At 58.6% G+C, this 21,841-nt stretch carries 23 protein-coding genes; 17 read left to right on the top strand and 6 right to left on the bottom strand.

Annotation, left to right across the window (positions count from 1 at the left end):
* Positions 1–5: 5 nt before the first annotated feature.
* Genes FY152_21680 through FY152_21695 form a run of 4 tightly spaced genes read left to right on the top strand, consistent with a single transcriptional unit; the run spans position 6 to position 2,650 of the window.
* Positions 6–659 (top strand): amino acid ABC transporter permease, encoded by a 654-nt coding sequence (locus FY152_21680; GenBank protein UXS34712.1) that lies wholly within the window; start codon positions 6–8, stop codon positions 657–659.
* Positions 656–1,375 carry an amino acid ABC transporter ATP-binding protein gene (locus FY152_21685; GenBank protein UXS34713.1) on the top strand — a complete coding sequence of 240 codons (720 nt, stop codon included), beginning with the start codon at positions 656–658 and terminating at the stop codon, positions 1,373–1,375. The genes FY152_21680 and FY152_21685 overlap by 4 nt, the downstream gene beginning before the upstream one ends.
* Before the next feature lie 32 nt (positions 1,376–1,407).
* The gene (locus FY152_21690; GenBank protein UXS34714.1) at positions 1,408–2,436 is read left to right on the top strand and encodes a proline racemase family protein; all 1,029 of its coding nucleotides are present in this window, start codon (positions 1,408–1,410) and stop codon (positions 2,434–2,436) included.
* Between the two features lie 10 nt (positions 2,437–2,446).
* Positions 2,447–2,650 (top strand): 4-oxalocrotonate tautomerase family protein, encoded by a 204-nt coding sequence (locus FY152_21695; GenBank protein UXS34715.1) that lies wholly within the window; start codon positions 2,447–2,449, stop codon positions 2,648–2,650.
* 519 nt (positions 2,651–3,169) lie between these two features.
* Here the strand turns inward: FY152_21695 and FY152_21700 are convergent.
* Both FY152_21700 and FY152_21705 read right to left on the bottom strand, forming a co-directional pair.
* Positions 3,170–4,162 (bottom strand): transketolase, encoded by a 993-nt coding sequence (locus FY152_21700; protein ID UXS34716.1) that lies wholly within the window; start codon positions 4,160–4,162, stop codon positions 3,170–3,172.
* 1 nt (position 4,163) lies between these two features.
* Positions 4,164–5,057, bottom strand: a complete 894-nt coding sequence (locus FY152_21705; GenBank protein UXS34717.1) for a transketolase — start codon at positions 5,055–5,057, stop codon at positions 4,164–4,166.
* A gap of 198 nt (positions 5,058–5,255) precedes the next feature.
* Between FY152_21705 and FY152_21710 the strand changes: the two genes are divergently transcribed.
* Positions 5,256–6,266 carry an amidohydrolase family protein gene (locus FY152_21710; protein UXS34718.1) on the top strand — a complete coding sequence of 337 codons (1,011 nt, stop codon included), beginning with the start codon at positions 5,256–5,258 and terminating at the stop codon, positions 6,264–6,266.
* Positions 6,266–6,589 carry a NifU family protein gene (locus tag FY152_21715; GenBank protein UXS35150.1) on the top strand — a complete coding sequence of 108 codons (324 nt, stop codon included), beginning with the start codon at positions 6,266–6,268 and terminating at the stop codon, positions 6,587–6,589. The genes FY152_21710 and FY152_21715 overlap by 1 nt, the downstream gene beginning before the upstream one ends.
* Positions 6,590–6,691: 102 nt before the next feature.
* Here the strand turns inward: FY152_21715 and FY152_21720 are convergent, their stop codons facing one another.
* The gene (locus FY152_21720; protein UXS34719.1) at positions 6,692–7,759 is read right to left on the bottom strand and encodes an SDR family oxidoreductase; all 1,068 of its coding nucleotides are present in this window, start codon (positions 7,757–7,759) and stop codon (positions 6,692–6,694) included.
* 109 nt (positions 7,760–7,868) lie between these two features.
* Between FY152_21720 and FY152_21725 the strand changes: the two genes are divergently transcribed.
* The 11 genes from FY152_21725 to gabD all read left to right on the top strand — a co-directional run bounded on the left by FY152_21725 (position 7,869) and on the right by gabD (position 18,787).
* Positions 7,869–8,783: a LysR family transcriptional regulator gene (locus FY152_21725; GenBank protein ID UXS34720.1), complete on the top strand. Its 915-nt coding sequence runs from the start codon at positions 7,869–7,871 to the stop codon at positions 8,781–8,783.
* A gap of 164 nt (positions 8,784–8,947) precedes the next feature.
* Positions 8,948–9,613: a TetR/AcrR family transcriptional regulator gene (locus FY152_21730; protein UXS34721.1), complete on the top strand. Its 666-nt coding sequence runs from the start codon at positions 8,948–8,950 to the stop codon at positions 9,611–9,613.
* Positions 9,610–10,554 (top strand): LysR family transcriptional regulator, encoded by a 945-nt coding sequence (locus FY152_21735; protein ID UXS34722.1) that lies wholly within the window; start codon positions 9,610–9,612, stop codon positions 10,552–10,554. Before FY152_21730 ends, FY152_21735 begins: the two co-directional genes overlap by 4 nt.
* A gap of 73 nt (positions 10,555–10,627) precedes the next feature.
* On the top strand, positions 10,628–11,410 hold the full coding sequence (locus tag FY152_21740; GenBank protein UXS34723.1) for an SDR family oxidoreductase: 783 nt from the start codon (positions 10,628–10,630) through the stop codon (positions 11,408–11,410).
* 120 nt (positions 11,411–11,530) lie between these two features.
* On the top strand, positions 11,531–12,295 hold the full coding sequence (locus FY152_21745; GenBank protein UXS34724.1) for an SDR family oxidoreductase: 765 nt from the start codon (positions 11,531–11,533) through the stop codon (positions 12,293–12,295).
* Positions 12,296–12,323: 28 nt separating this feature from the next.
* Positions 12,324–13,259, top strand: a complete 936-nt coding sequence (locus tag FY152_21750; protein UXS34725.1) for a sugar ABC transporter substrate-binding protein — start codon at positions 12,324–12,326, stop codon at positions 13,257–13,259.
* Between the two features lie 51 nt (positions 13,260–13,310).
* The gene (locus FY152_21755) at positions 13,311–14,846 is read left to right on the top strand and encodes a sugar ABC transporter ATP-binding protein (protein ID UXS35151.1); all 1,536 of its coding nucleotides are present in this window, start codon (positions 13,311–13,313) and stop codon (positions 14,844–14,846) included.
* On the top strand, positions 14,843–15,832 hold the full coding sequence (locus FY152_21760) for an ABC transporter permease (protein UXS34726.1): 990 nt from the start codon (positions 14,843–14,845) through the stop codon (positions 15,830–15,832). Before FY152_21755 ends, FY152_21760 begins: the two co-directional genes overlap by 4 nt.
* Positions 15,833–15,953: 121 nt before the next feature.
* Positions 15,954–16,742, top strand: coding sequence for an SDR family oxidoreductase (locus tag FY152_21765; protein ID UXS34727.1), 789 nt, complete (start codon positions 15,954–15,956; stop codon positions 16,740–16,742).
* Positions 16,743–16,765: 23 nt separating this feature from the next.
* Positions 16,766–17,155: a cupin domain-containing protein gene (locus tag FY152_21770; protein ID UXS34728.1), complete on the top strand. Its 390-nt coding sequence runs from the start codon at positions 16,766–16,768 to the stop codon at positions 17,153–17,155.
* 180 nt (positions 17,156–17,335) lie between these two features.
* A complete protein-coding gene (gene gabD / locus FY152_21775) occupies positions 17,336–18,787 on the top strand; it encodes an NADP-dependent succinate-semialdehyde dehydrogenase (GenBank protein UXS34729.1) in 1,452 nt (483 codons plus the stop codon).
* Between the two features lie 204 nt (positions 18,788–18,991).
* Here gabD and FY152_21780 read toward each other — a convergent pair whose 3' ends face one another.
* The 3 genes from FY152_21780 to FY152_21790 are packed head-to-tail and all read right to left on the bottom strand — an operon-like array spanning position 18,992 to position 21,818.
* On the bottom strand, positions 18,992–19,966 hold the full coding sequence (locus FY152_21780) for a zinc-binding dehydrogenase (protein ID UXS34730.1): 975 nt from the start codon (positions 19,964–19,966) through the stop codon (positions 18,992–18,994).
* A gap of 10 nt (positions 19,967–19,976) precedes the next feature.
* A complete protein-coding gene (locus FY152_21785) occupies positions 19,977–20,687 on the bottom strand; it encodes an SDR family oxidoreductase (protein UXS34731.1) in 711 nt (236 codons plus the stop codon).
* 33 nt (positions 20,688–20,720) lie between these two features.
* Positions 20,721–21,818, bottom strand: a complete 1,098-nt coding sequence (locus tag FY152_21790; GenBank protein ID UXS34732.1) for a glycerol dehydrogenase — start codon at positions 21,816–21,818, stop codon at positions 20,721–20,723.
* Positions 21,819–21,841 lie beyond the last annotated feature (23 nt).

Genomic DNA, 21,841 nt, shown 5'->3' on the forward strand with positions numbered 1-21,841 from the left:
TCGCGATGTATTTCGGTGGATCATTTTCGTGGGGCGACCTTCAATTCCTGTTGTCGGGAGCCGTGACCACACTTTCAATCACCCTTGTTGCGGTTGTCATCGGCACCGTCCTCGGTGTCCTTTTTGGCCTTGTCCGGGCCGGGGCGCCATGGTGGATCGGCAACTCGCTAGGCGCCGTCCTCGACGTCTTCCGGTCGGTGCCGCTTCTTATCCAGCTCGTGTTGTTCAACTCGTTCAACAGCATGCTCAAGCTCAACTGGCCGACCTTTGTCGTCGGCTGCGTTTGCCTTGGGATTTACGCTTCCGCCTTCTGCACCGAGATCGTCAGAAGCGGTGTCGGTGCGGTTCCCCAGACGACGCGTCGCGCGGCGCGGTCCCTCGGCCTCAGCTGGCGGCAGGAATTGACGTCGATAACGCTGCCGATCGCCACCCGGATCGTCTTTCCGAGCTGGATCGGTCTCACGCTTGGCGTGATGAAGGATACCGCGCTCGTTCTCTGGATCGGCATAGTCGAACTTCTGCGAAGCTCGCAAATCGTAACATCGCGCGTTCAGGAGCCACTGCTGATCCTCGGCATCACCGGCCTGATCTACTTCGCGATGAGTTTTCCAATCGCCAGGCTCGGCAATCAACTTGAGAAGAAGTGGGGCACGCAATGATCGCCATCGAAAACGTACACAAACAATTCGGTACGCTGCATGTCCTGAAAGGCGTGGATCTGACGGTTCAGAAGGGCGAAGTCCTGTCGATGATCGGCGGTTCGGGGTCTGGAAAGTCGACGATGCTGATGTGCATCAACGGCCTTGAGGGGATTCAGCAGGGACGTATTACCGTCGATGGCGTGGAGGTTCACGCCAAGGCTACGGACCTCAACAAGCTGCGCAGGCGCATCGGTATCGTCTTCCAGCAATGGAACGCCTTTCCGCATCTTACCGTCCTCGAAAACGTTACGCTGGCTCCGCGGAAGGTTCTTGGGAAATCACGGGAAGAGGCGGAGGCCATCGCAATCGAGCAATTGTCGCATGTGGGACTGAAGGAAAAGCTCGGCGTATTTCCGTCGCGCCTTTCCGGCGGCCAGCAGCAACGCATGGCAATCGCGAGGGCGCTTGCGATGTCTCCTGACTACATGCTGTTCGATGAGGTTACATCGGCGCTCGATCCGCAGCTTGTTGGCGAAGTGCTCGATACGATGCGCATGTTGTCGAAGGAAGGCATGACGATGATCGTCGTCACCCACGAAATGCGTTTCGCCCGGGAAGTGTCCGATCGCGTTGCCTTCTTCCGGGAGGGGCGCATTCATGAGATCGGCTCGCCGGAGCAGATTTTCGAGAATCCCCAGAAGCCGGAAACCGCGGCTTTCCTGAAGTCCATCTGAACCGCTCTGGTTGTAATCGAGGAAACTGAACAGTGCGCTCATCCAAGATCGTTCACGTCGTCAGCTGCCATGCTGAAGGTGAAGTCGGCGACGTCATCGTCGGTGGCGTCGCTCCTCCTCCGGGATCCACGATCTGGGACCAGGCGCGCTGGATTGCGGAAGACGAGAGCCTCCGCAACTTCGTTCTCAACGAACCGCGCGGCGGCGTCTTTCGGCACGTCAACCTGCTGGTGCCGCCGAAGGACCCGAAGGCACAGATGGGCTGGATCATCATGGAACCGGCCGATACGCCGCCGATGTCGGGATCGAACTCGATGTGTGTCTCGACGGTTCTGTTAGACACGGGGATTATCCCGATGCAGGAACCGATCACACGTCTGGTCCTCGAGGCGCCAGGAGGCCTGATCGATATTGAGGCTGAGTGCCGAAACGGCAAGGCTGAGCGTATCCGCGTCCGCAATGTGGCCTCTTTCGCCGACAAGCTCGACGTCAAGCTGGAGGTGGAAGGGGTGGGTACGGTAACCGTTGATACCGCCTATGGCGGCGACAGCTTTGTCATCGTCGATGCGGGTTCGCTTGGTCTCAGTCTCAGTCCCGATCAGGCACGTGACATTGCTCTCATGGGCATGAGGATTACGGATGCAGCCAATGAACAACTCGGGTTCAAACATCCTGCGAATGACTGGAATCACATCTCATTCTGCCAGATGACCGACCCGGTGTTCATGAAAGACGGCGTTCTGCATGGCAAGAACGCCGTTGCAATCCGGCCGGGCAAGATTGACCGCTCGCCCTGTGGCACGGGTTGTTCCGCACGGATGGCGGTCCTCCATGCCAAGGGATTGATGAAAGTCGGTGACAGGTTCGTGGGCACCTCACTGCTCGACAGCGAGTTCCATTGCAGCATCGATGAGGAGAGTGAGATCAACGGCGTGCCGGCAATCAGACCGATCTTGTCTGGTCGCGCCTGGATCATCGGCACCAAGCAGCTGATGGTGGATCCGGCCGATCCGTTCCAGAGCGGTTATCGCGTCTCCGATACCTGGCCAATGGATCATTGAGGTTGTCAGGATGCCAATTGTAAAAGTCGAACTCTTTCCGGGCCGTAGCCCCGAGAAGAAGGCGGAACTCGCCAAGGCTATCACCGACACGCTTGAAAGGGTGGGTGGGATCAGGCCGGAAGCGACAGTCGTGTTGTTCGTTGATATTGCGCCCGACAACTGGTTCGTTGCTGGTGCGCCGCTGGCGAGCAGTGGATTTGTTTCAGATAGCTGATGCTGGCAAATCCTGTCGGTCGCGACAGGATTTGCCATTCTTTGGTTTGTAGATTCAGGTCCGGTTGAACAAGGCCATTGCCTGCCGCTACGCGCAACTGCGAACGGAAACAGGCTTCATTGCCTTGCGGAAAAGACCGTTTCAGCGAATGTCGCAATCCCCTACCTATTGTGGAACCATTCGCATCACCGCCGGATTTTATGCGAGTCACCCGCGTGGCGAATAACAATGGTACCAGATGTTGGCTTTTCCAAGCACGACCATGATCGTCTCTGCCCACGACAGGGCAGGCTCTTTCGTTCCACTGAGTATAGTTGTCGGCATTTTTAATCCTCCCAATTAAAGTGCTGTTTCGATAACTCATGATGACCTTAAGCCATTTTTTCGGAATTATTCCTCGGTAATTCCGAACACAGAATTCATAATATCTGTGAGCCTCCACGAGCTGCCATTCCTCCTGCTGCCGGCGATGAATGCCCGCAGCAGGAGTGTTTTCGAGTTCCGCTGCGACGCGTTTGATCAGCTCTTCGGATAATCTTCGATGAAGCTTCCGGCGACGGACTTGATGCCGGCGGCGTCGAGCTTGTAATGGGCATAAAGGTGTGTCGGTGGAGCGATCAGGCTGTATTCATCGTATATGCCGTGCCGCTTCAGATATACGGGCATTCCCTCATCCGAAAGAACCTCTGCGACCGCGCCACCAAGGCCGCCGAGAACATTGTGCTCCTCAACGGTCAGAATGCGTCTGCACTGGGCGGCGGCGTTCAGGATCGCTTCCCTGTCGATCGGCTTGACAGTTGCCATGTCGATGAAGCCAACGCTGTGCCCTTCCGCCCGGAGGGCCTTCGCGGCTTCCAGACCCGGATGGACGGTGGAGCCGGTCGCGATGATCGTGAGGTCCGTTCCCTTGAAGTGTTCGATGGCCTTGCCGAACGTAAAGGGCAGGCGCTGCGGATAGACCACGGGATCGCGCCCGCGCTGGATTCTGATATAGATCGGGTCAGGATAGTCGTTAGACGCCTTGATGACCTCCATCAGCTGGTTCCCATCGGCGGGCGCCACGACGGTCAGATTGGCTATGGACCGTGCAATGGCAAGGTCTTCCGTTGCGTGGTGCGATGTCCCATAGAAGCCAAGCGAAATGCCCGCATGATGGCCGATGAGACGGACGGGCAGCCGCGAATAGGCCACGTCCATGCGGATCTGCTCGCAGCACAGCAGGGCAAGGAATGAGGCGAATGTCGCGACATAAGGTTTCATCCCGACCGCTGCCATGCCGGCGGCGGCCGAAACCATGTTCTGCTCGGAAATCCCGAATTGTACGAAGCGCTCCGGATGCAGCCGGTGGAACTTCGAGAGGCCGTTGGAATATTGCAAATCGGCGGTGCCGGCGACGATCGGTTCTCCGAGTGCCACCAGTTCAAGCAGCGCATCGGAGAGGGCATCGAGGCCCGGGGTGACGGCGTTCAACTGGCGATACTGCCAGGACTTGTCGGAAAGCGGCTTGTTCATCTCAGATCTCCATGGCCTCAATTTCGGCAATCGCCTTTGCGGCGTCGGATGGGTCAAGGTATCCCAGATGCCAGCCCGGCTCTGTTTCCATGTAGGATACGCCCTTGCCCTTCACGGTCTGGGCAATAACCATAACCGGCTTCGTCCGATTGACGTCTTGCTTCAATGTCCGCAGCAGGGTCGTGACCGCGGCCACGTCATGGCCGTCGACGACGTGCGTTTCCCAGCCGAAGGCGCGCCATTTTTCCTCGATGGGCTCCACGCCGATGACGTCATCGACGGAGCCATCCAGCTGGTAGCCGTTGCGGTCGATGATGCCGACAAGGCGTCCAAGCTCATTGTGAGCACCAAACAGTGCGGCCTCCCACACCTGTCCTTCCTGAAGTTCGCCGTCGCCGATCATGACGAATGTGAAGAAGTCTTTGCCGAGCATTCGCGCCGCCAGCGCCATGCCGCAGCCAGCGGAAAGAGCGTGGCCGATCGAGCCGGAGCTGAAGTCGATTCCCGGCACCTTGGTCATGTCGGGATGATCTCCGAGGGGGCTGCCGAGCCGCGTGTAGTCGTCGAGAAGAGCCGGATCGATAAAGCCCAGATCTGCAAGGATCGGAAACAGGCCGACGGCCGCGTGCCCCTTGCCCATCATGAAGCGGTCCCGGTCTTCCCATTTCGGCTCGCCGTGCCGCAGATCCATCACACCGTAATACAGTGCAGAGAAGAGTTCGGCCGCTGAGAAGACCGATGTGTAATGGCCGACCTTGGCGATCTCGATCAGCCGAATGGTCTCGAGCCGGCAGAATTTCGCCCTGTCCTTGAGATAGGCGATTTCGTCTTCGGTGGGATGGAGCAGCGCATCGTTCGAACGCTCGCTGGCCTTGGCTAAGTCGGGTCTGGTCACGTCAAATCCTCGTCATTGCGCGCTGCTGGATAGAGACAAACGCGATTTCGAATACTTAAAGACTTAACAAGTCGGGCGTCCGCCCGCTGCCGCTTTTCTCTGAAAACAATCTTCGAATTTTCCAAAGAAAATAATGGGTTCGCGTGTGTTACTCACCGGATATCCATCGTGCAAAAATTCCAAACGAGGAGATATCGAATGAAAGACGGGATGTTCGTTTTCGATGCCGCAGTCCACACGCAGGACTTCGGCGACAATCAGATCAAGGACGGAAGCGACGGGAGGCGGGTGCGTCTGCTGCGATCGCAGATCGCGGGTTTCATCAACCTGACGGGCCGCAGGGGGCCGCCGCCGGAAACCTCGACCTTCTCCAATCCGGACCTGGAGTGGGGCAACAAGATGCTGTTTGAGAACTCCGATACCGACATGGCCTCTGCCTGCTCGGTGCCCCTCTTTTCACACTGGCGGGCCGGGCTCGGCCCGGTCGAACTGAGCGACGCTTTCGCCAAGTCTAACCCGAAGCGTGTCGTCCTCACCGGTGGCGTGGACCCTGCCTATCACGGGCTGGATTTCGCGCTTGCGGAAATGGAGCGGCAGGTCAAGGAACTCGGCGCCGTCAGCATGAAGTTCTATCAGTACCAGCGCCGTGGATGTTCCTGGCGTGCAGACGACCGCGACATTGCCTATCCCCTATGGGAAAAGGCGATTGATCTCGGCATCAAGATGGTCCAGTTCCACAAGGGCTTTCCGCTGGAGCTCGGCCCCGTGGAGGCGTTCAAGCCGAATGATATCCAATATGCCGCTGCCGATTTCCCGGAGTTGAATTTCGGCATCCATCATCTTGGCGACCCCTATGTCGATGAGACGATCTCCATCGCCAGCCGTTTCGACAATATCTTCCTGATCCTGCCGCTGTGGTTCAATCAGTACTATCTGCAGCCCTGGAAAATGCTCGAGCGGCTCGGCGAAGCCCTCCTCTATGTCGGTTCCGATCGGATCTGCTACGGATCGGAAGCTTTCATCTGGCCCCACGTGCAGACCTATATCGATACCCTGGCCAATCTCGAAATGCCCGAAGAGCTCCAGGAGCGTTACGGCTACCCCGAGATCACCCGCGAAATGAAGGAAAACATACTCGGCAAGGCGTTTGCGCGGGGCATGGGCATCGACATCGAAGCCAAGAAGATCGAACTGGGGCTGGTGGCATGATGCAGTCATCCCACATCTCGCCGGAAGCACTTGAGGCCGCATTCGCCCGGGTGCGTCCCCTTATTCTAGGCCATGGTGGAGATATCGAGGTTTCCGATATCTCCGCTGACGGTGTCGTCAGCATCAGGCTTCTGGGTGCCTGCAAGGCCTGCCCGAATATGGCGATGACCTATGTGGGTCCTATCCGGTCGTACCTGATGGATGTTGAGGGTGTGACGGATGTGCGTTGCGAGCAGGTCAATGTCGGGCCGAAAGCGCTTGACCGGCTTGCCCGCAGACTGGGAGCGCGCCCTGTCCTGGAGGCTGCTTCCTCGGCACGCTAGGTCCTGCATTTCTGGATACACGATCAACAAAAAATGCGGGAGCCTCGGCTCCCGCATCTTTTTGTGTGGGAGCCGCGACGCTGGCGTCGCGGCTCCGCATTTTCAGGGAATGATTTTCTCGGCTCGCAGACGGTCGAAGACGTCGATGAATGACTGTTCGGTGTCCTGCGTTTCGGTAAAGCCCAATGCCCGCGCCTTGGCCGTGGAATGCACGCACTCCATGGGGCGGCCGAGATCGAGATCGGTGTGCCAGGCGGAGGCAAGCTTGTCGAGCTTGTTGGGCTGGAGATTGTGCGTCTTGACGAGTTCGTCCCAGGCGTCGGACGAGTTCTTCATTTGCTCTACCAGCGAATTGAACTCACCCGGATATTCGGCAACGGGGATATCGAAATAATCGGCAATACGCTGCCACAGCTGTTCCCACCGGAAGACGTCGCCGTTCACGGCGTTGAATGCTTCGTTGCGGGCATTGGGTTCGGTACCCGCCCAGACGATCTGCTTGGCCAGAATCCGGGCGTCCGTGATGTCGTTCAGGCCGCGATAGGCCGTGGCGCTGCCGGGAAAGCGGAAGGGCTGCCCGGTCGCCTTGCAGATCGAGGCATGGGTTGCCAGCGTCGCGCCGATGTTCATCAGATTGCCGACTGCATAACCGATGATGGTGTGAGAGCGATGCACGGACCAGCCGAAACCATATTTCGCGCCATAGGCCATTACCACATCTTCAAGCTCGTAATAGAAGTTCTTCTTGGGAAGACGGGGTGCTGTTTCACGGAACGGCGTAACGGGGGTAACCTTGCCGTAATCCTCGAAGGGACCAAGATAGTGCTTGGTGCCGGTAACGACGCCCACATGCTCCACGCTGCCCTTCTCCGCGAAGGCATCGAGCACCGTGCGCAGCATGTCGCCGTTCAGCCGGATGTTTTCGTCTTCGTTGGAGCCGAGCGTCCAGGAGCAGTAAAAGATGTGGGTAGGGGCGAGATCGGCGAGTGCGGCGATGGCTGCGTCCCGATCAAGGAGATCGACGCTGCGGGACTGGATGTAGGAGGCGCCGACAGGCGGCCGCCGCGACAGGCCATGAATCTCCCAGCCACCTTCGCTGCGAAGATGCTCGGCCACATTCAGTCCCACGATCCCCGTTACGCCGACAATCAGCGCGCGCTTCTGGTACATTTTACACCTCTCATGTTTGGAAAGAGGGTGAAGATGGCTGCTGTGGCGCTTGTCGGAAATCCCATCCACGGAATAAGTAAAGTGAAAATTGTTCACAGATGGAGCCGTCATGCAAAACCGCGCCTTTGAGATGGAGGTATTCGTCTGTGTTGCCGAGTCCGGAAGCTTTTCGAATGCGGCAGATAAACTTGGCCTTTCCCCCTCCGCAATCAGCAAGCTCGTCGCGCGGCTTGAACAGCGGCTGGGCGTCCAGCTCGTCGTTCGTTCCACGCGTTCGCTGCGCCTGACATCGGAAGGGGAGGCGTTTCATTCCCTCTCCCGATCCATCCTGCAGGACATTGCCGAGGTGGAAACCCAGATCGCCCGGCAGTCAGAAAGCGCCGTTGGTGTTCTCAAGGTCAGTTGCAACGTTCCTTTCGGAATTCACGCCGTATGCCCTCTCATTCCGCGATTCCTGGCCGAGAATACGGGCATGAAAATCGACCTGGAACTGAGCGACGAACCGGTGGATCTCATCCTGGAACGGACCGATCTGGCGATCCGCACGGGAAGCCTTCAGGATTCTTCCATGAAGACCAGGCGTCTTTTGAATTCGCCCCGGCACGTGGTGGCCAGCCCGGAATATCTGCGCCTGCACGGCAGCCCTGTTCATCCAAATGACCTGAGAAAGCACAATTGCCTGACCATTGCCGGCAAACCGCAACATTCGGTCTGGAATTTCAGGGATGTCGACGACAGCGGCGTCGGGATCGTGGTTTCGGTTGCCGGCAATCTGGCGGTCAATAACGGCGAGACGCTCAGAGGTTTTGCGCTTGCCGGGCTAGGCATCGCCAGGCTCTCCGAATTTCACATCGGCACGGATCTGGAAGAGGGGAGGCTGGTGGCACTTCTGCCGACCTATGACGCCCAGGAAGTCGAACCCATCAGCGCCATCTATTCCGCCCAGTCGCACGTTCCCCAGCGAATCCGGCGTTTTCTTGATTTTCTCGTCACCAACCTCGGGGATGCCAGACGGCACAAATGATCATCTGATAATTTATCACTTGATCATTTGTGGGGCCGGTGTTATTTCTAATCCTGCTCAGGGAGTGGGCGCGGGTGGTTTTTCGATCCCGGATGAGATCCGGGTCAATATTGTTTCGATAGCGGGAAGGACGGTGGCGGTAACGCTGCCGAAACTGGCGAAACATGCAAAAAGTTGTCAAAAAATATCTCGATGCGGCTGATCGCGAACAGCAGATTCTCGATTTTGCGATCACCTACGTGGCGCAACGCGGCCTGAGCTTCACGACGCGGGAGCTCGCTGATGCGCTTGGTGTGTCCCAGCCGCTTCTCTATCGGTATTTCAAGAACCGCGACGAACTTCTGAAGAAAATCTACGATGAAGTATATTTGAAACGCTGGGACCAGAACTGGAATGCCCAGCTATCCGATCGTAGCATTCCGATACGCGATCGCCTGATCCGTTACCTCAAGGCCTATACCCTGGCTATTCTCGACGAGCGGTGGATCCGCATTTTCATCGCATCCGCGCTTGAAGATCCGCAGATCAGCAAGCGATATCTCGGGCTTCTTCATGAAACGACATTTCCCCTGATCTACAGGGAGATCGCTGCCGAAGCGGGAGTAACGCCTCCGACGGGCGCTGCCGCAGATGAGCTGGCGGTTGAGATTGTCTGGGGATTTCACTGCAGCTTCTTTTATTTCGGCGTGCGGAAATACATTTACCGCAACAGGATTCCTGAAAAACTCGATCCTGTCATCGAGGCGCGCGTTGATGTCTTTGTCACGGGGCTTTCCGAAAGCATGCGCCGCATGGGCACGTATGTTTCCAAGATGGAGGGTTCGAAATGAGCAGCATTCAAGACCTTCGCGTCTTTTCCGAGATCGTCAAATCCAACAGCTTCTCGATGGCGGCTACCAAGCTGGGTCTTTCGCCGGCGACTATGAGCGGACGCCTGAAGGCGCTCGAAGACCATTTCGGTGTCGCATTGTTGAAGCGGACGACCCGTTCGCTCAGCCTCACGGAAGAAGGCAGGTATCTGTTCGAAACGTCGAAGGCGATCATTGATGATTTCGAAAAACTCGACAAGACGATGCGGGCTCGCAAGGGATGTGCTTTCGGCACGGTGACGATCGCAGCACCGGCGGATTTCGGCCGCAAATACCTGGTTCCGCTGACGAATGAGTTTGGCAAGGATCATCCGGAGGTTGGCTTTCGGCTGATCTTTGGCGGAGAGGATATAAACCTCGTGGAGAACGAGTGCGATATGGCGATCCGTTTCGGCGCAATGCCTGACAGCGCTCTGACCACCCGAAAGCTTGGTGCCAACCCGATCGTCACCTGCGCGTCACAGGCCTATCTCGATCGGTTCGGGATACCGGAAACACCGCAGGATCTGGTGAACCATAACTGTCTTATCTACCTCGACGGCAAACTTCCGAACGACAAATGGACGTTCGCAGCCGACGGGGAGCAAAGCGCGGTGCGGGTCAGCGGCAACCGGCTGGTGTCGGACTGGACGGCGCTTATCGACCTTGCGCAGGCCGGGCAGGGCATCATCCATGCATCGTCCTGGGATGTCTGTCATGCGCTCGAGGCGGGTACGCTGGTGCCGGTGTTGCTGGAGTTCCAGGAGGAGCCCGCGATTATCCATCTCCTGTCCGAACAGCGGCACAGACTGCCGCTCAGAACGGTGGAGTTCATCGATTTTCTCGTTCACCGGGTCAAGCGGATGAGCCGTAGCGTGGAGCTTAGCCTCAAAGGGCCACTTCAGCTCTGCGGCGCAGCCTAACAGAAATCGCCCAACTCAAATGTTTTACCGGCAGCCTCGCGGTTTTGCCGAACGATCAACCGTGGAGTTTCGAATGGATTATGGCCTGAAAGACAAGCACGTCCTTGTCACGGGTGGTGCGACCGGCATCGGACTTGCCGTAGCAAAAGCTTTCGCGGCCGAGGACGCAATAGTCACGGTCAGCGGCCTGAATGATGCCGAAGTTGAAAGCGCCTGCACGACCATTGGCTCCCAATGCCGGGGCCGAGCCGGCGACCTGACGGCTGATGGTGAGGCGCAGGCTCTCTACACATTCGCCCTCAGCCGCAAGCCGGTGGACATTCTGGTCAACAGCATCGGGATTTTTGAAGTCCGGGATTTCTTCGAGACGACCGACGAACACTGGTTTCGCTATTTCGACGTCAATGTCATGACCGGCGTGCGGATGTCCCGCCTTGTACTCAAGGACATGCTGGCGCGCGGCGAGGGCAGCGTCGTCTTCATCGGCAGCGAAAGCGGTGTGAAGCCGCAGGCCTGGATGCCGCATTATGGCGCGATGAAGACCTGCATCCTCGGTGTCTCGAGGGCGCTCGCCGAACTGACCAAGGGAACACGCGTGCGCGTGAATACCATCCTTCCCGGTCCGACCGACACGGATGCCGTCAAGCGGTATCATGAAGAGATTGCGCGGGATCGCGGGATAACACGCGCGGATGTGGTCGCACAGTATTTCGATGACACGGAACCGACCTCGCTGATCCGCAGGATGATCGAGCCGGTGGAGGTGGCCCGAAGCGTCGTCCATCTGGCGGCTTCGGCACATCTCAACGGCATGGCGATGCGGGCCGAAGGCGGCACGATCCGGTCGATTCTGTAACGTCGGATAGAGATCCGAACTCTTCTTCAGCATTGCTGAACAGTGAATTCAAAGGCAGGCCATCAATGTAAATAAGCATTTGCGCTATCAAGGGCTTACGCAGATTTCGGGAGGAGCTTCGTGAACCAGTTTGACCTTACTGATAAAAAGGCCTTCGTCACCGGTGCGGGCAGCGGCCTTGGTCAGGCGATTGCCATAGCCTATGCCGAGGCCGGCGCAGATGTCGCCTGCCTGGATCTCGGGTCCAGCGCGGGCCTTGATGAGACAGTCCGGTTGATTGGCGCTCTGGGGCGCACGGCAATCGCCCTTGAAGGTGATGTAACCGATCCGGACTCCATCGATCGCGCCTTTGACAAGGCCGAAGAGGTTCTTGGACCTATCGTTATCGCTGCCAATAGTGCCGGGGTTGTCGACGTCTCTCCGGCCGAGCATTTGCCCAGGGCGCAATATCTGCGGCTGATGGAAATCAACCTCAACGGATTGTTCTGGTCCTGTCAGGCGGAGGGCCGGCGAATGCTGCAGCGGGGCTGCGGCTCCATCCTCAACATGGCGTCGATCTGTGGCTCGACGGCCATCAATGGTCTTGAACAGGTTCACTATGATGCCAGCAAGGCAGGCGTTATCCGCCTCACCAAAAGCCTTGCAGCCGAATGGGCGCCGCGGGGCGTAAGGGTCAATTGCCTGAGCCCGGGCTTCATGGCGACGCCGATGAACAGTCGCTCGGAGGTTGCGGAGCACGTCAGCCGGTTCGCATCGATGACGCCGATGCGACGTCTGGGCCAGCCCCGGGAGGTCGGCGGTCCGGCGGTCTTTCTGGCAAGTGATGCTGCAAGTTACTGCACCGGCGTCGATCTCAACGTCGATGGCGGCTTTCTGTCGACCTGATCAACAAACAACAAAGGAGGAGAAAAACATGCATAGGCTTTCCAAACTGACGGGCACGCTGTTCGTATCGATGCTCATTTCCGGCACGGCGTTCGCGCAGCCCCTCAAGATCGGCTGGATCCAAGGTAATGCTGCATTCCAGGCCGAACAGCGCACAGAGGACGGGTTCAAGAAGTACCTGACCGACAACAAGATTTCCGACTGGGAAATCACCTATCTCGATTCCGCCGGCGCGGCCGAGAAGGTTGCAAACAACATCGACGATGCGGTCAATCGCGGTGTTGACGTGATTTACATTACCTATGCCGACCTGCGCGCCTCCAGCAATGCGCTGAAGAGCGCCGAGGCCGCCAAGATCCCGGTCTATACCGTCGATTCAGGCTGGATCCCCGGATCTACGGCTGACATTACGACCAACAACTGGCAGATGTCGGCCGAGGTCTCTCTCAGCCTTATCAGCCAGATAAAGGGCAAGGGTAACCTGATCATCATCACCACCGACAAGATCAAGCCCGTGCGGGAACGCACGGACACGCTGAAGGCGATCCTGAAGGAGTATCCCGAGGTCAAGATCATCGGCGAATATAATTTCGACGTCGCCAATTTCTATCAGGAGACGCTCAACGCCGTGCAGGATTTCGCAACGCGTTACGGCAACGACATTACCGCGGTGTGGACACCGTGGGACGAGCCGGCGCAGGCGGCCATCACCGCTCTGCAGGGAGCTGGCCTCACCGTGCCGGTCTCCGGGATGGACGGACATCCTGAAGCGATCAAGGCCGTATGCGCCAAGGATTCCATGTTTGTCGCGACGGGCCGTCAGCAATTCGAGGAATGGGGTGCGAAGCTGGCCGAATATGCCAAACGCGCAAAGATCGATGGTGAAGACCCCAAGTCGGTCACGAACGGCAAGGATATCGTCTATTACGGCGCCACGCTGTTTACCAAGGATAATTGCCAGTAACTCCTCCCAGGCGGGCGGCGAAAGCCGCCTGCCGAACTCTATAGGTGAATGATGGCGATCGCGCTCGAAAACATCTCTAAGCAATGGCCGGGTACGCTCGCGCTCGACAACGTTTCGATCGAGATCCGGGAAGGCCGGGTGCACGGCGTTGTCGGCGAAAACGGCGCCGGAAAATCGACCCTCATGGGTGTCTTGAGCGGTGCCGTAATGCCGACAACAGGGACATTGCGCATGGCAGGGCAGGCGATCACTTTCGAGAACCCCGCCGTTGCGGTGGCCACCGGTGTCTCGCTCGTGTCGCAGGAGGGGAACCTGGTGCCCCACCTGACCGCCGCGGAAAATATATGCCTTGGATTTGAACCTGCCAAAGGCGGTTTCTTCATCAACAGGGGTCAGGTCGTGCGCCAGGCCGAAGAGCTGGCGCGGCAATGGTTTCCCGATACGCCCATCCAGCTGAACCGCCGGGTGGACGAACTGCCTTACGCTGACCAGAAGGTGGTGGAGATCCTGCGGGCGCTGCATTCGCGTCCCAAGGTGCTTATTCTCGATGAGCCGACAGCGACCCTGCCGGCCAAGCAGAAACAGAGCCTCTGGAATCTGATCCACACGCTCTCCCAGGCCGGAATGTCCGTTGTTCTGATCAGCCACTTCCTGCAGGAAGTCATCGATCTGTCAGACGAAATCACCGTGCTTCAGGACGGGCGCAAAGTCAGCCACCTCGTCAAGAGCGACGGCGAGATCACGGAACGGCAGCTGATTGATCTCATGCTCAACCGGGCCAAGAGAGGCGAGACCGATTATCATTTCGATACGTCGGCGATGACCAACCGGGAAAACAATCTCGGAGAAACCGTCGTGAACGTCTCGGGCTGGGCGGGAGACAATTTTTCCGTTTCGCAGATTGCGGTCCGCCGTGGCGAAATCCTCGGCCTGATCGGCCTGACGGGTTCTGGCCACTTCGAGTTCGCCCAGTCGCTGTTCGAGCCCTCTAGGGCTGCTTCCGGTCAATACGAGTTCATCGGGCGGGATGTCGGACGGGCATCCGTGCGCGACATGAAACGCGCCGGGGCGGCACTCGTGCCGGATCACCGGATGATAAATGCCATGGTGGCGGATTGGACGGTGCGGGAAAACATGTCCATGGCGGGCGTGCGCGAAACGAGCATCAAGCCATTCGGGCTTATCCAGCGGCGTCGGGAAAATGACGAGGCGCTGCGTCTGGTCAAGCGCCTCAACATCAAGACCTCCTCTGCAGAAGCAAAGATCGTCGAACTCAGCGGTGGCAACAAGCAGAAGGTCTCGGTCGCAAAATGGCTGTTCGCCGCCGAGGGACGCTATTCGCTCTTCATTTTCCTCGAACCCACGGAGGGTGTGGATGTCGGTGCTAAACGCGAGATCCACGAACTGATCAAGAAACTGGCCGATCAGGGTGCCGCTGTCGTGGTCGCATCCAGCGACCTTCTCGAAGTCGCCTATGTGGCCGATCGCATCGTGCCGTTCCGCCAGGGCCGCAATAGCGATGAGATCGAACGCAAGGATTTCAATGAGGCGGCCTTCATCAATGCAATTGCGGGAGTGACACAATGACCATTACAGCAACCTCCGAACGGGACATCACCGTGAGAAAAATCAGCTTCGGCATGCTGGCGCAGAAATACAGCACGCTGGTCGTGCTTGTCCTGCTGTTCATCGGATTTTCGGTGGCGACGGACAGGTTTTTCACGAGCACGAACCTCGTCAACATCCTCCAGCAGATATCAATGCTGACCATTGTTGCCATCGGCCTGACATTCGGCTTTGCGGCGAAGGAAATGGACCTTTCCGTTGGCTACGTGGTTGGCCTTGCAGGTCTGCTTTGTCCGCTTCTCCTGGTCGCGGGAACGCCGATACCCCTTGCGATCCTTGCGGCGCTGGGTGCCGGTCTTGCCGTTGGACTGATCAACGCCTCGCTCGTTGTCGGCATTGGCGTCCCTTCGTTGATCGCGACACTTGCCGCGGGATCGATCCTCTGGGGCATCAACTTCATCATCTCCGGTGGACGGGCGATCTATGGCGGAATTCCCGGCGGATATCTCGTCCTGGGTCAAGGGAAAATCGGCGCATTCTTTCCCTATCCGGCGCTGATCATGCTCCTTCTCGTCGCTTTCTCCTGGTTCGTCATGGAGCGCACGACCTTTGGGCGTTACCTCTATGCGGTCGGCGGCAACGCCCGCGCAGCCGAACTGTCCGGCATCAACGTCAGATCCTATCGGGTCTATGGCCTTGCCCTGAGTTCGTTCTTTGCGGCGATCTCCGGAATCATCCTGTCGGCACGACTCGGATCGGGCCAGCCCAATGGCGGTGAGACCTATCTTCTCGACGGCCTTGCGGCAGTCTTCATCGGCATGACGATGCTGCGTCCCGGTACGGCTACGGTCATGGGAACGTTCTTCGGCGCGCTGCTCATCGGCATCATGAATAACGGCCTCAACCTGATGGGCATGGACACATATATCCAGAGCATCGTCAAAGGCGTGATCATTGTCATTGCCGTTTCCATCGTGTCCCGTTCGACCAAGTTGAGGCTTCTCTGATTGGTCGCCGGCCGATGCGAATGCTGTCCGCCATCCTGCAATGGTCCTGCTTGACTGCTCTTCATGCCTTTGTTGCATTGTGCCTGTCACAGCGCCGCAGAGTGCAACGGAGGAGACTGCAATGGATCTGAAACTGACGGACAAGGTTGTTATCGTGACCGGTGCGAGTTCGGGCATAGGGTTTGAGACGGCCAAGAGCTTCTTGTCAGAGGGAGCATTCGTCGTCGGCGTCAGTCGGGACATGCAGCCGCTTGCCGCGGTGGCTGATCCCGACCGCTGCGCCACGATCGAACTGGATCTTGCCGTGCGGGGTTCGGAGGCCGTGGTTGCTGCCCATGCTTTGGAACGTTTCGGCCGGATCGACATCCTGTTCAACAATGCCGGGATATGCCCGACGCGAACAGGATTCCTCGATGTAAGCGATGATGACTGGGACGAGACGCTCAACCTCAATCTGGGTGGCTATATTCGCATGTCGCGTGCAGTTTTGCCCACCATGTTGCAACAGGGAAAGGGTGTCATCGTTCATTGCGGGTCGGAGGCCGGGCGCATGCCGCATCCGCTCCTTCCGGATTATAGTACCTCGAAGGCCGCCATAACCCTGCTTTCGAAAGCACTGGCCCGTGAGTTTACATCCCAGGGTGTTCGTTCCAACGTGGTTGCGCCTGCGCATATTCGCACTGAACTCTGGGACCGGCCCGGCGGTTTTCTGCATGCGCTTGCGGAGCGCTACGGGACATCGCCCGACGCCGCGGTCAAGGCATTTTTGCAGGAGGCCCGGCTGCCGGCGGGGCGACTTGGTACAGTGGCGGATGTTGCCTCCGCGGTTCTGTATCTCGCATCAGAACTCTCCGATTTCATCAGTGGCGACGTCATCAACGTCGATGGTGGTGTGCTGCCCACCACATGAGATCAAACCCAAGAGGAAACGCCATGACGAACTTGGCTACCGATAAGCACATCAGCGATCTGCAAAGGGAGTTCGCTGAAGCTCAAACCAACGGAAATGTTGGGCAGGTTCTTGAGACCGAGACAAATGACGTCCGGATATGGAAAATACGTCTCAAGCCAGGCGAGCGCGTCGGCTATCACCGGCACGTATTGAATTATTTCTGGGTCGCGGTGACGTCAGGAAAATCGCGTTCCCGGCTGTCCACGGGGGAAATAGTGGAGACAGAATATAGTCCGGGCGATTGCAGGTATTTCAGTTTCGGGGCCGGCCAGCATATGATCCATGACCTCACGAATATCGGTGACACCGATCTCATCTTTACGACCGTGGAGTTGAAAGGGTCAGCCAACCCGCCATTGGCGTTGAAATGAGCTGGGTTTGGGACCATCCTCCATCTTCGGTCGGGCGTCGTTGTTGGTGCTTTTGTCCGGCCAGATCGCACTAGCCAAAGATAAAAATATAATGCATCATATATCATGCATTATTAAATGCTCGATATTTGGCGGATGTAAAGCCGCGAAGCTACCACAGGAATACTGGAGATCAGTCCAATGCAACTAAAAGACCTGACATTGTTCCGGCAGGCGGCATATGTCGCCGGCGAATGGATCGAGGCGAATGCTACGGCCATCGCCGTGACGAACCCCGCGACGGGTGAGGTGATCGGCCACGTGCCGAAGCTCGGCGCGGCCGAGACGAAGACGGCGATTGCTGCGGCGGAGAAAGCCCAGAGGGAATGGGCTGCCCGCACCGCAAAGGAACGCGCCGGCATTCTGCGGAAATGGTTTGAACTGATGATGGCGAACCAGGACGATCTGGGCCGTATACTCACTGCGGAGCAGGGCAAGCCGCTTGCGGAAGCCAAAGGCGAAATCGCATATGGCGCGAGTTTCATCGAATGGTTTGCCGAAGAAGCGCGCCGCATCTATGGCGACATCGTTCCGGGGCACCAGAAGGACAAGCGCATCCTGGTCCTGAAGCAGCCGATTGGAGTCGTTGCGGCGGTCACGCCGTGGAACTTCCCGAATGCGATGATTACCCGCAAGGCAGGCCCAGCCTTTGCGGCCGGCTGCGCCATGGTGCTGAAGCCGGCAAGCCAGACCCCCTTCTCGGCGATTGCGCTGGCGGTTCTCGGCGAACGCGCTGGTCTGCCCCCGGGTCTCTTTTCGGTTGTGACCGGCTCGGCACGCGAGATCGGGGCGGAGATGACAGCTAATCCAATCGTGCGGAAGCTGACTTTCACCGGTTCGACCGAGGTGGGTGCGGAGCTTTACCGGCAGTCGGCCCCGACCATCAAGAAGCTCGGTCTGGAACTCGGCGGCAATGCGCCCTTCATCGTCTTTGATGATGCCGATCTTGATGAGGCGGTGGAAGGCGCGTTGATTGCCAAATTCCGGAACAATGGCCAGACCTGCGTCTGCGCAAACCGGCTTTACGTCCAGGACGGCGTCTACGATGCCTTTGCGGAAAAGCTCGCAAAAGCGGTTGGCGGCCTCAAGACCGGTAATGGTTTCGACGAGGGCGTTGTGCTCGGGCCGCTCATCGACGACGCGGCGTTGAAGAAGGTAGAGGAGCATGTCAACGATGCGCTCTCCAAGGGGGCCAGAGTTCTTCAGGGCGGCAGGCAGCATCGTCTGGGCGGAACGTTCTATGAAGCCACCGTGCTTGCCGACGTCACGAAGGACATGGCGGTGGCCACCGAGGAGACTTTCGGCCCGGTTGCGCCGCTCTTCCGTTTCGCGCACGAAGCCGATGTGATCGCCCAGGCGAATGACACGGAGTTCGGCCTCGCATCCTATTTCTATGCGAAGAATCTCGCCCGTGTTTTCCGGGTAGCAGAGGCGCTGGAATATGGGATGGTGGGTGTCAATACGGGGCTCATTTCGACGGCGGAAGCACCCTTCGGAGGCGTAAAATCGTCGGGTCTGGGCCGTGAAGGTTCGAAATACGGTATCGATGACTTCGTCGAGATCAAATACGTCTGCCTCGGTGGCGTCGCCTGAGCGACGCCAGACTGGGATTTCCCTGATGGCAGGAGTTTGCTCTTCCGGTTCTGAATGGCTGCCTGACCTAACGGTCGGGTGGCCATTTTCCTATCGGGGCAACGTTGGCGGCCTATTGCCGTGAGATTGGGAGTGAAACGCTCGAAGCGGCGATTGTCGTGCGCCGCTTCGATAATGTCGTGGGTATGGTGCAGGCGCCGTCCGCTAGAGGACGACCACCCGATTGCCCGGGTTCGGCCCCGCTTTCAGGCGTGAAAGTGCAGCGGGCAAATCCTCAAAATTCGCTGTTTCGATAAGCTGAGGATCGAAGGTTCCTTCGCAGATTTGGCGTGCCATTGCGGCGCCGGCTGCGACCAGCCGTCCCCATTGATGATCGCATGCATGGGCGTGCATCGCGTTGAGGCCGACTTCATGCAGTGAGATCGTTGTGGAGAAAGCGGGAAGCGGCGCTGCTTCCTGCCGGTCCTGAATGCAGACAAGATGACCATTCGCCGTCAAAAGCGGCGCAAGGCTGGTGGCGTGAGCGCCGCTCACCATATCGAACACCGCATGGATTGGCTGATGCAGCACCCGCTCCCTGAAGTCACTCTTCCAATGTTCGTTGTGATAATTTGTGACGGTCGCTGCGCCGAGTTTCAGCAGGCGGTTTGCCTGTGCGGCAGAGGCGACCGCATGGACGACCCAGCCTTTGTCGCGCGCGAGCTGGAGCAAAGCGCCGCCGACGGCTCCGGAGGCGCCGGTGACGAGCACATGGGCTCCGGGCCAGAGCGGCACCTTGTCGATGGCCTGCTGTGCGGTGAGACCAGGGCAGGGAATTGCGGCGGCTGCGGCGAAGGGCAGGCTTGCCGGCAGGGGAATGGCCGCGCGCGCGGGGATAACCGTGTATTCAGCAAACGAACCGGGACGTGTGAGGTCGTTGTGATAGGCGACGCGTGCGCCGACCGCGATGTGACTGACATCTTTCCCGACTTCTTCTACTTCGCCGGCCCCGTCGACGCCGGGAATATGCGGCCACGTCCAGGCGTCATGGCCCCAGAGTATGAATTTCCAGTCGACGGGGTTGAGACCGATCGCCCGGTTGCGGACGAGCAGTTCACCGCGCCCGGGACGCGGCTTTGGCATTTCGCGTAATTGCAGGACGTTCAGGTCGCCGGTTATGTCGTGAACCCAAGCTTTCATTTTTTACCCCTCAGCAGATTGAATAGCCGCCGTCGATCGGAATCATCGCGCCGGTCACATAACCCGCGTCGGGCGACAGAAGGAAACGGACGACAGATGCGACTTCGGCGGGTTTGGCCCAGCGTCCCATCGGAATGCGGGCACCGATACGTTCGGCGCGTGCCGCGTCGGTCCGCGCATTTTCCGAGATACGGGTCTCCACCCATCCCGGCGCGATTGAATTCACCCGAATGCCGCGTCCGGCCCAGGCGACCGCCTGTGACCGGGTCATCGCGGCGACGGCGCCCTTGCTCGCCGTGTAGGCCGGGGCGCCCGGGGAGCCGAAGATCGCCCACATCGAGGCAACATTGACGACGGCGCCACCGGCGGCCTGCAGCCGGTCGAGCAGGGCGGCGGAGAATGCAAAGCCGGCGGTGACATTGACGCGCATGACCTGTTCGAAGGCGTCGGTCTCCCATTCCTGCTGGTGGCGCAGCATGCCGGCGCAGTTTACGAGGCCAGCGACGGGCTGTCCCTGCGGCAGTGCCGCGATACTTGCCTTGGTGTCGGTCAGGTCCACCTTGTGAAAGGCGATTGCAGCGCTCAGATCCGCATCGCGATCCAGCCCCAGCGCGATGACCTGATAGCCGCTCTCGGCGAGAAGTTCCGCCACGGCCCGGCCAATGCCGGTTCCGCCGCCGGTCACCACCGCAAGGGGTTTTGTCTGGTCTTCATTGGGCATCATGTGCTCCTGCCTTTTCTGTTTGATCTAGCGTCATGCGTTCTCGACCGATTGCATTGCCTCCACGAGGTCCTCGACCGTGAGCGGACGCGGGAAATTCAGCATGTGAGGTACGGTGATGGATGCCTGAGCGACGGCGAGAAACTGGTCCCGGGTGATGGGTTGTCCGGCAAGCGCACGCAGGCTGAGAGGCAGTCCCGTATGCCGGTAAAGGGCGGCAATAGCCGGTGGCAATGCCTCACCCAGAAGCTGATGGTGAACCAGAAGCCCATAGGCGACCTGAAATCCATGCGGTTTCGCATTGACGCCCGGTACATGCGGCAGGCCGCGGGTGAGCGCGTGGGGAACGGAGAGACCGCCGCTTTCAAAACCGAGCCCCGCCATCAGTATCATCGCCTCAACGGCCGCGTCGAAAGCCTCTGTCGGCACACCCGAACCCGCCGCATCGAAAGCGGCAATGCCGTGCGTTACGAGTGTGTCGTAACAATGGGTGGCGATCACGCCTGAAAGGCGGGTCGGCCGGGCGCGGAACATGGTGGTGCCGCAACCGCCCGCGCAGGCGAGCGCCTCGGCCTTCTTCGACAGGGCGTCGCCCAATCCGGCTGCGAACATGGACTTCGGCGCTCCTGCCAGCAACGCGGTATCGACGATGACAAAATCCGGATTACGTTTCAGGTGCCTCACTTCAAGGAGGAGGTCGTTGGTGTCATAAAGCACGTAGTTCTTGCTTGTCGGTGCATCATTGGAGGCGACGGTCGGTACGGTGATCAGCTTGATGTCGCGCTCGCCCGCCAGTGCCTTGCCGGCATCGATGGCGCGACCGCCACCCGCAGCGATGACGATTTCAGGTGTGTTTTCGCCGAGCGCGGCAGAAAGCCGCTGCGCGGTCTCTATACCGATCTGGCCTTCGAACGACAGGATCACCATGGAAACGCCGGCCTTTTCCAGGGATTGGCGAAAGATGTCTTCAACGAGAGGGAGGACGTGAACGTCTGCAACGAGGACGGCGCTTTTTCCGATCTGCGCGGCGAAGCCGCCGATCCGGTCGAGGATCTTTCGGCCCTGGACATAACGCGACGGCGCGCCGAAGACTTTGAGTTGGTTGTCGAAAATAGTTAAGGGATCAGACATTTTTGCTCTCAGACAATTTTCAT

Source organism: Agrobacterium tumefaciens (genome assembly GCA_025560025.1).
Lineage (GTDB): Bacteria > Pseudomonadota > Alphaproteobacteria > Rhizobiales > Rhizobiaceae > Agrobacterium.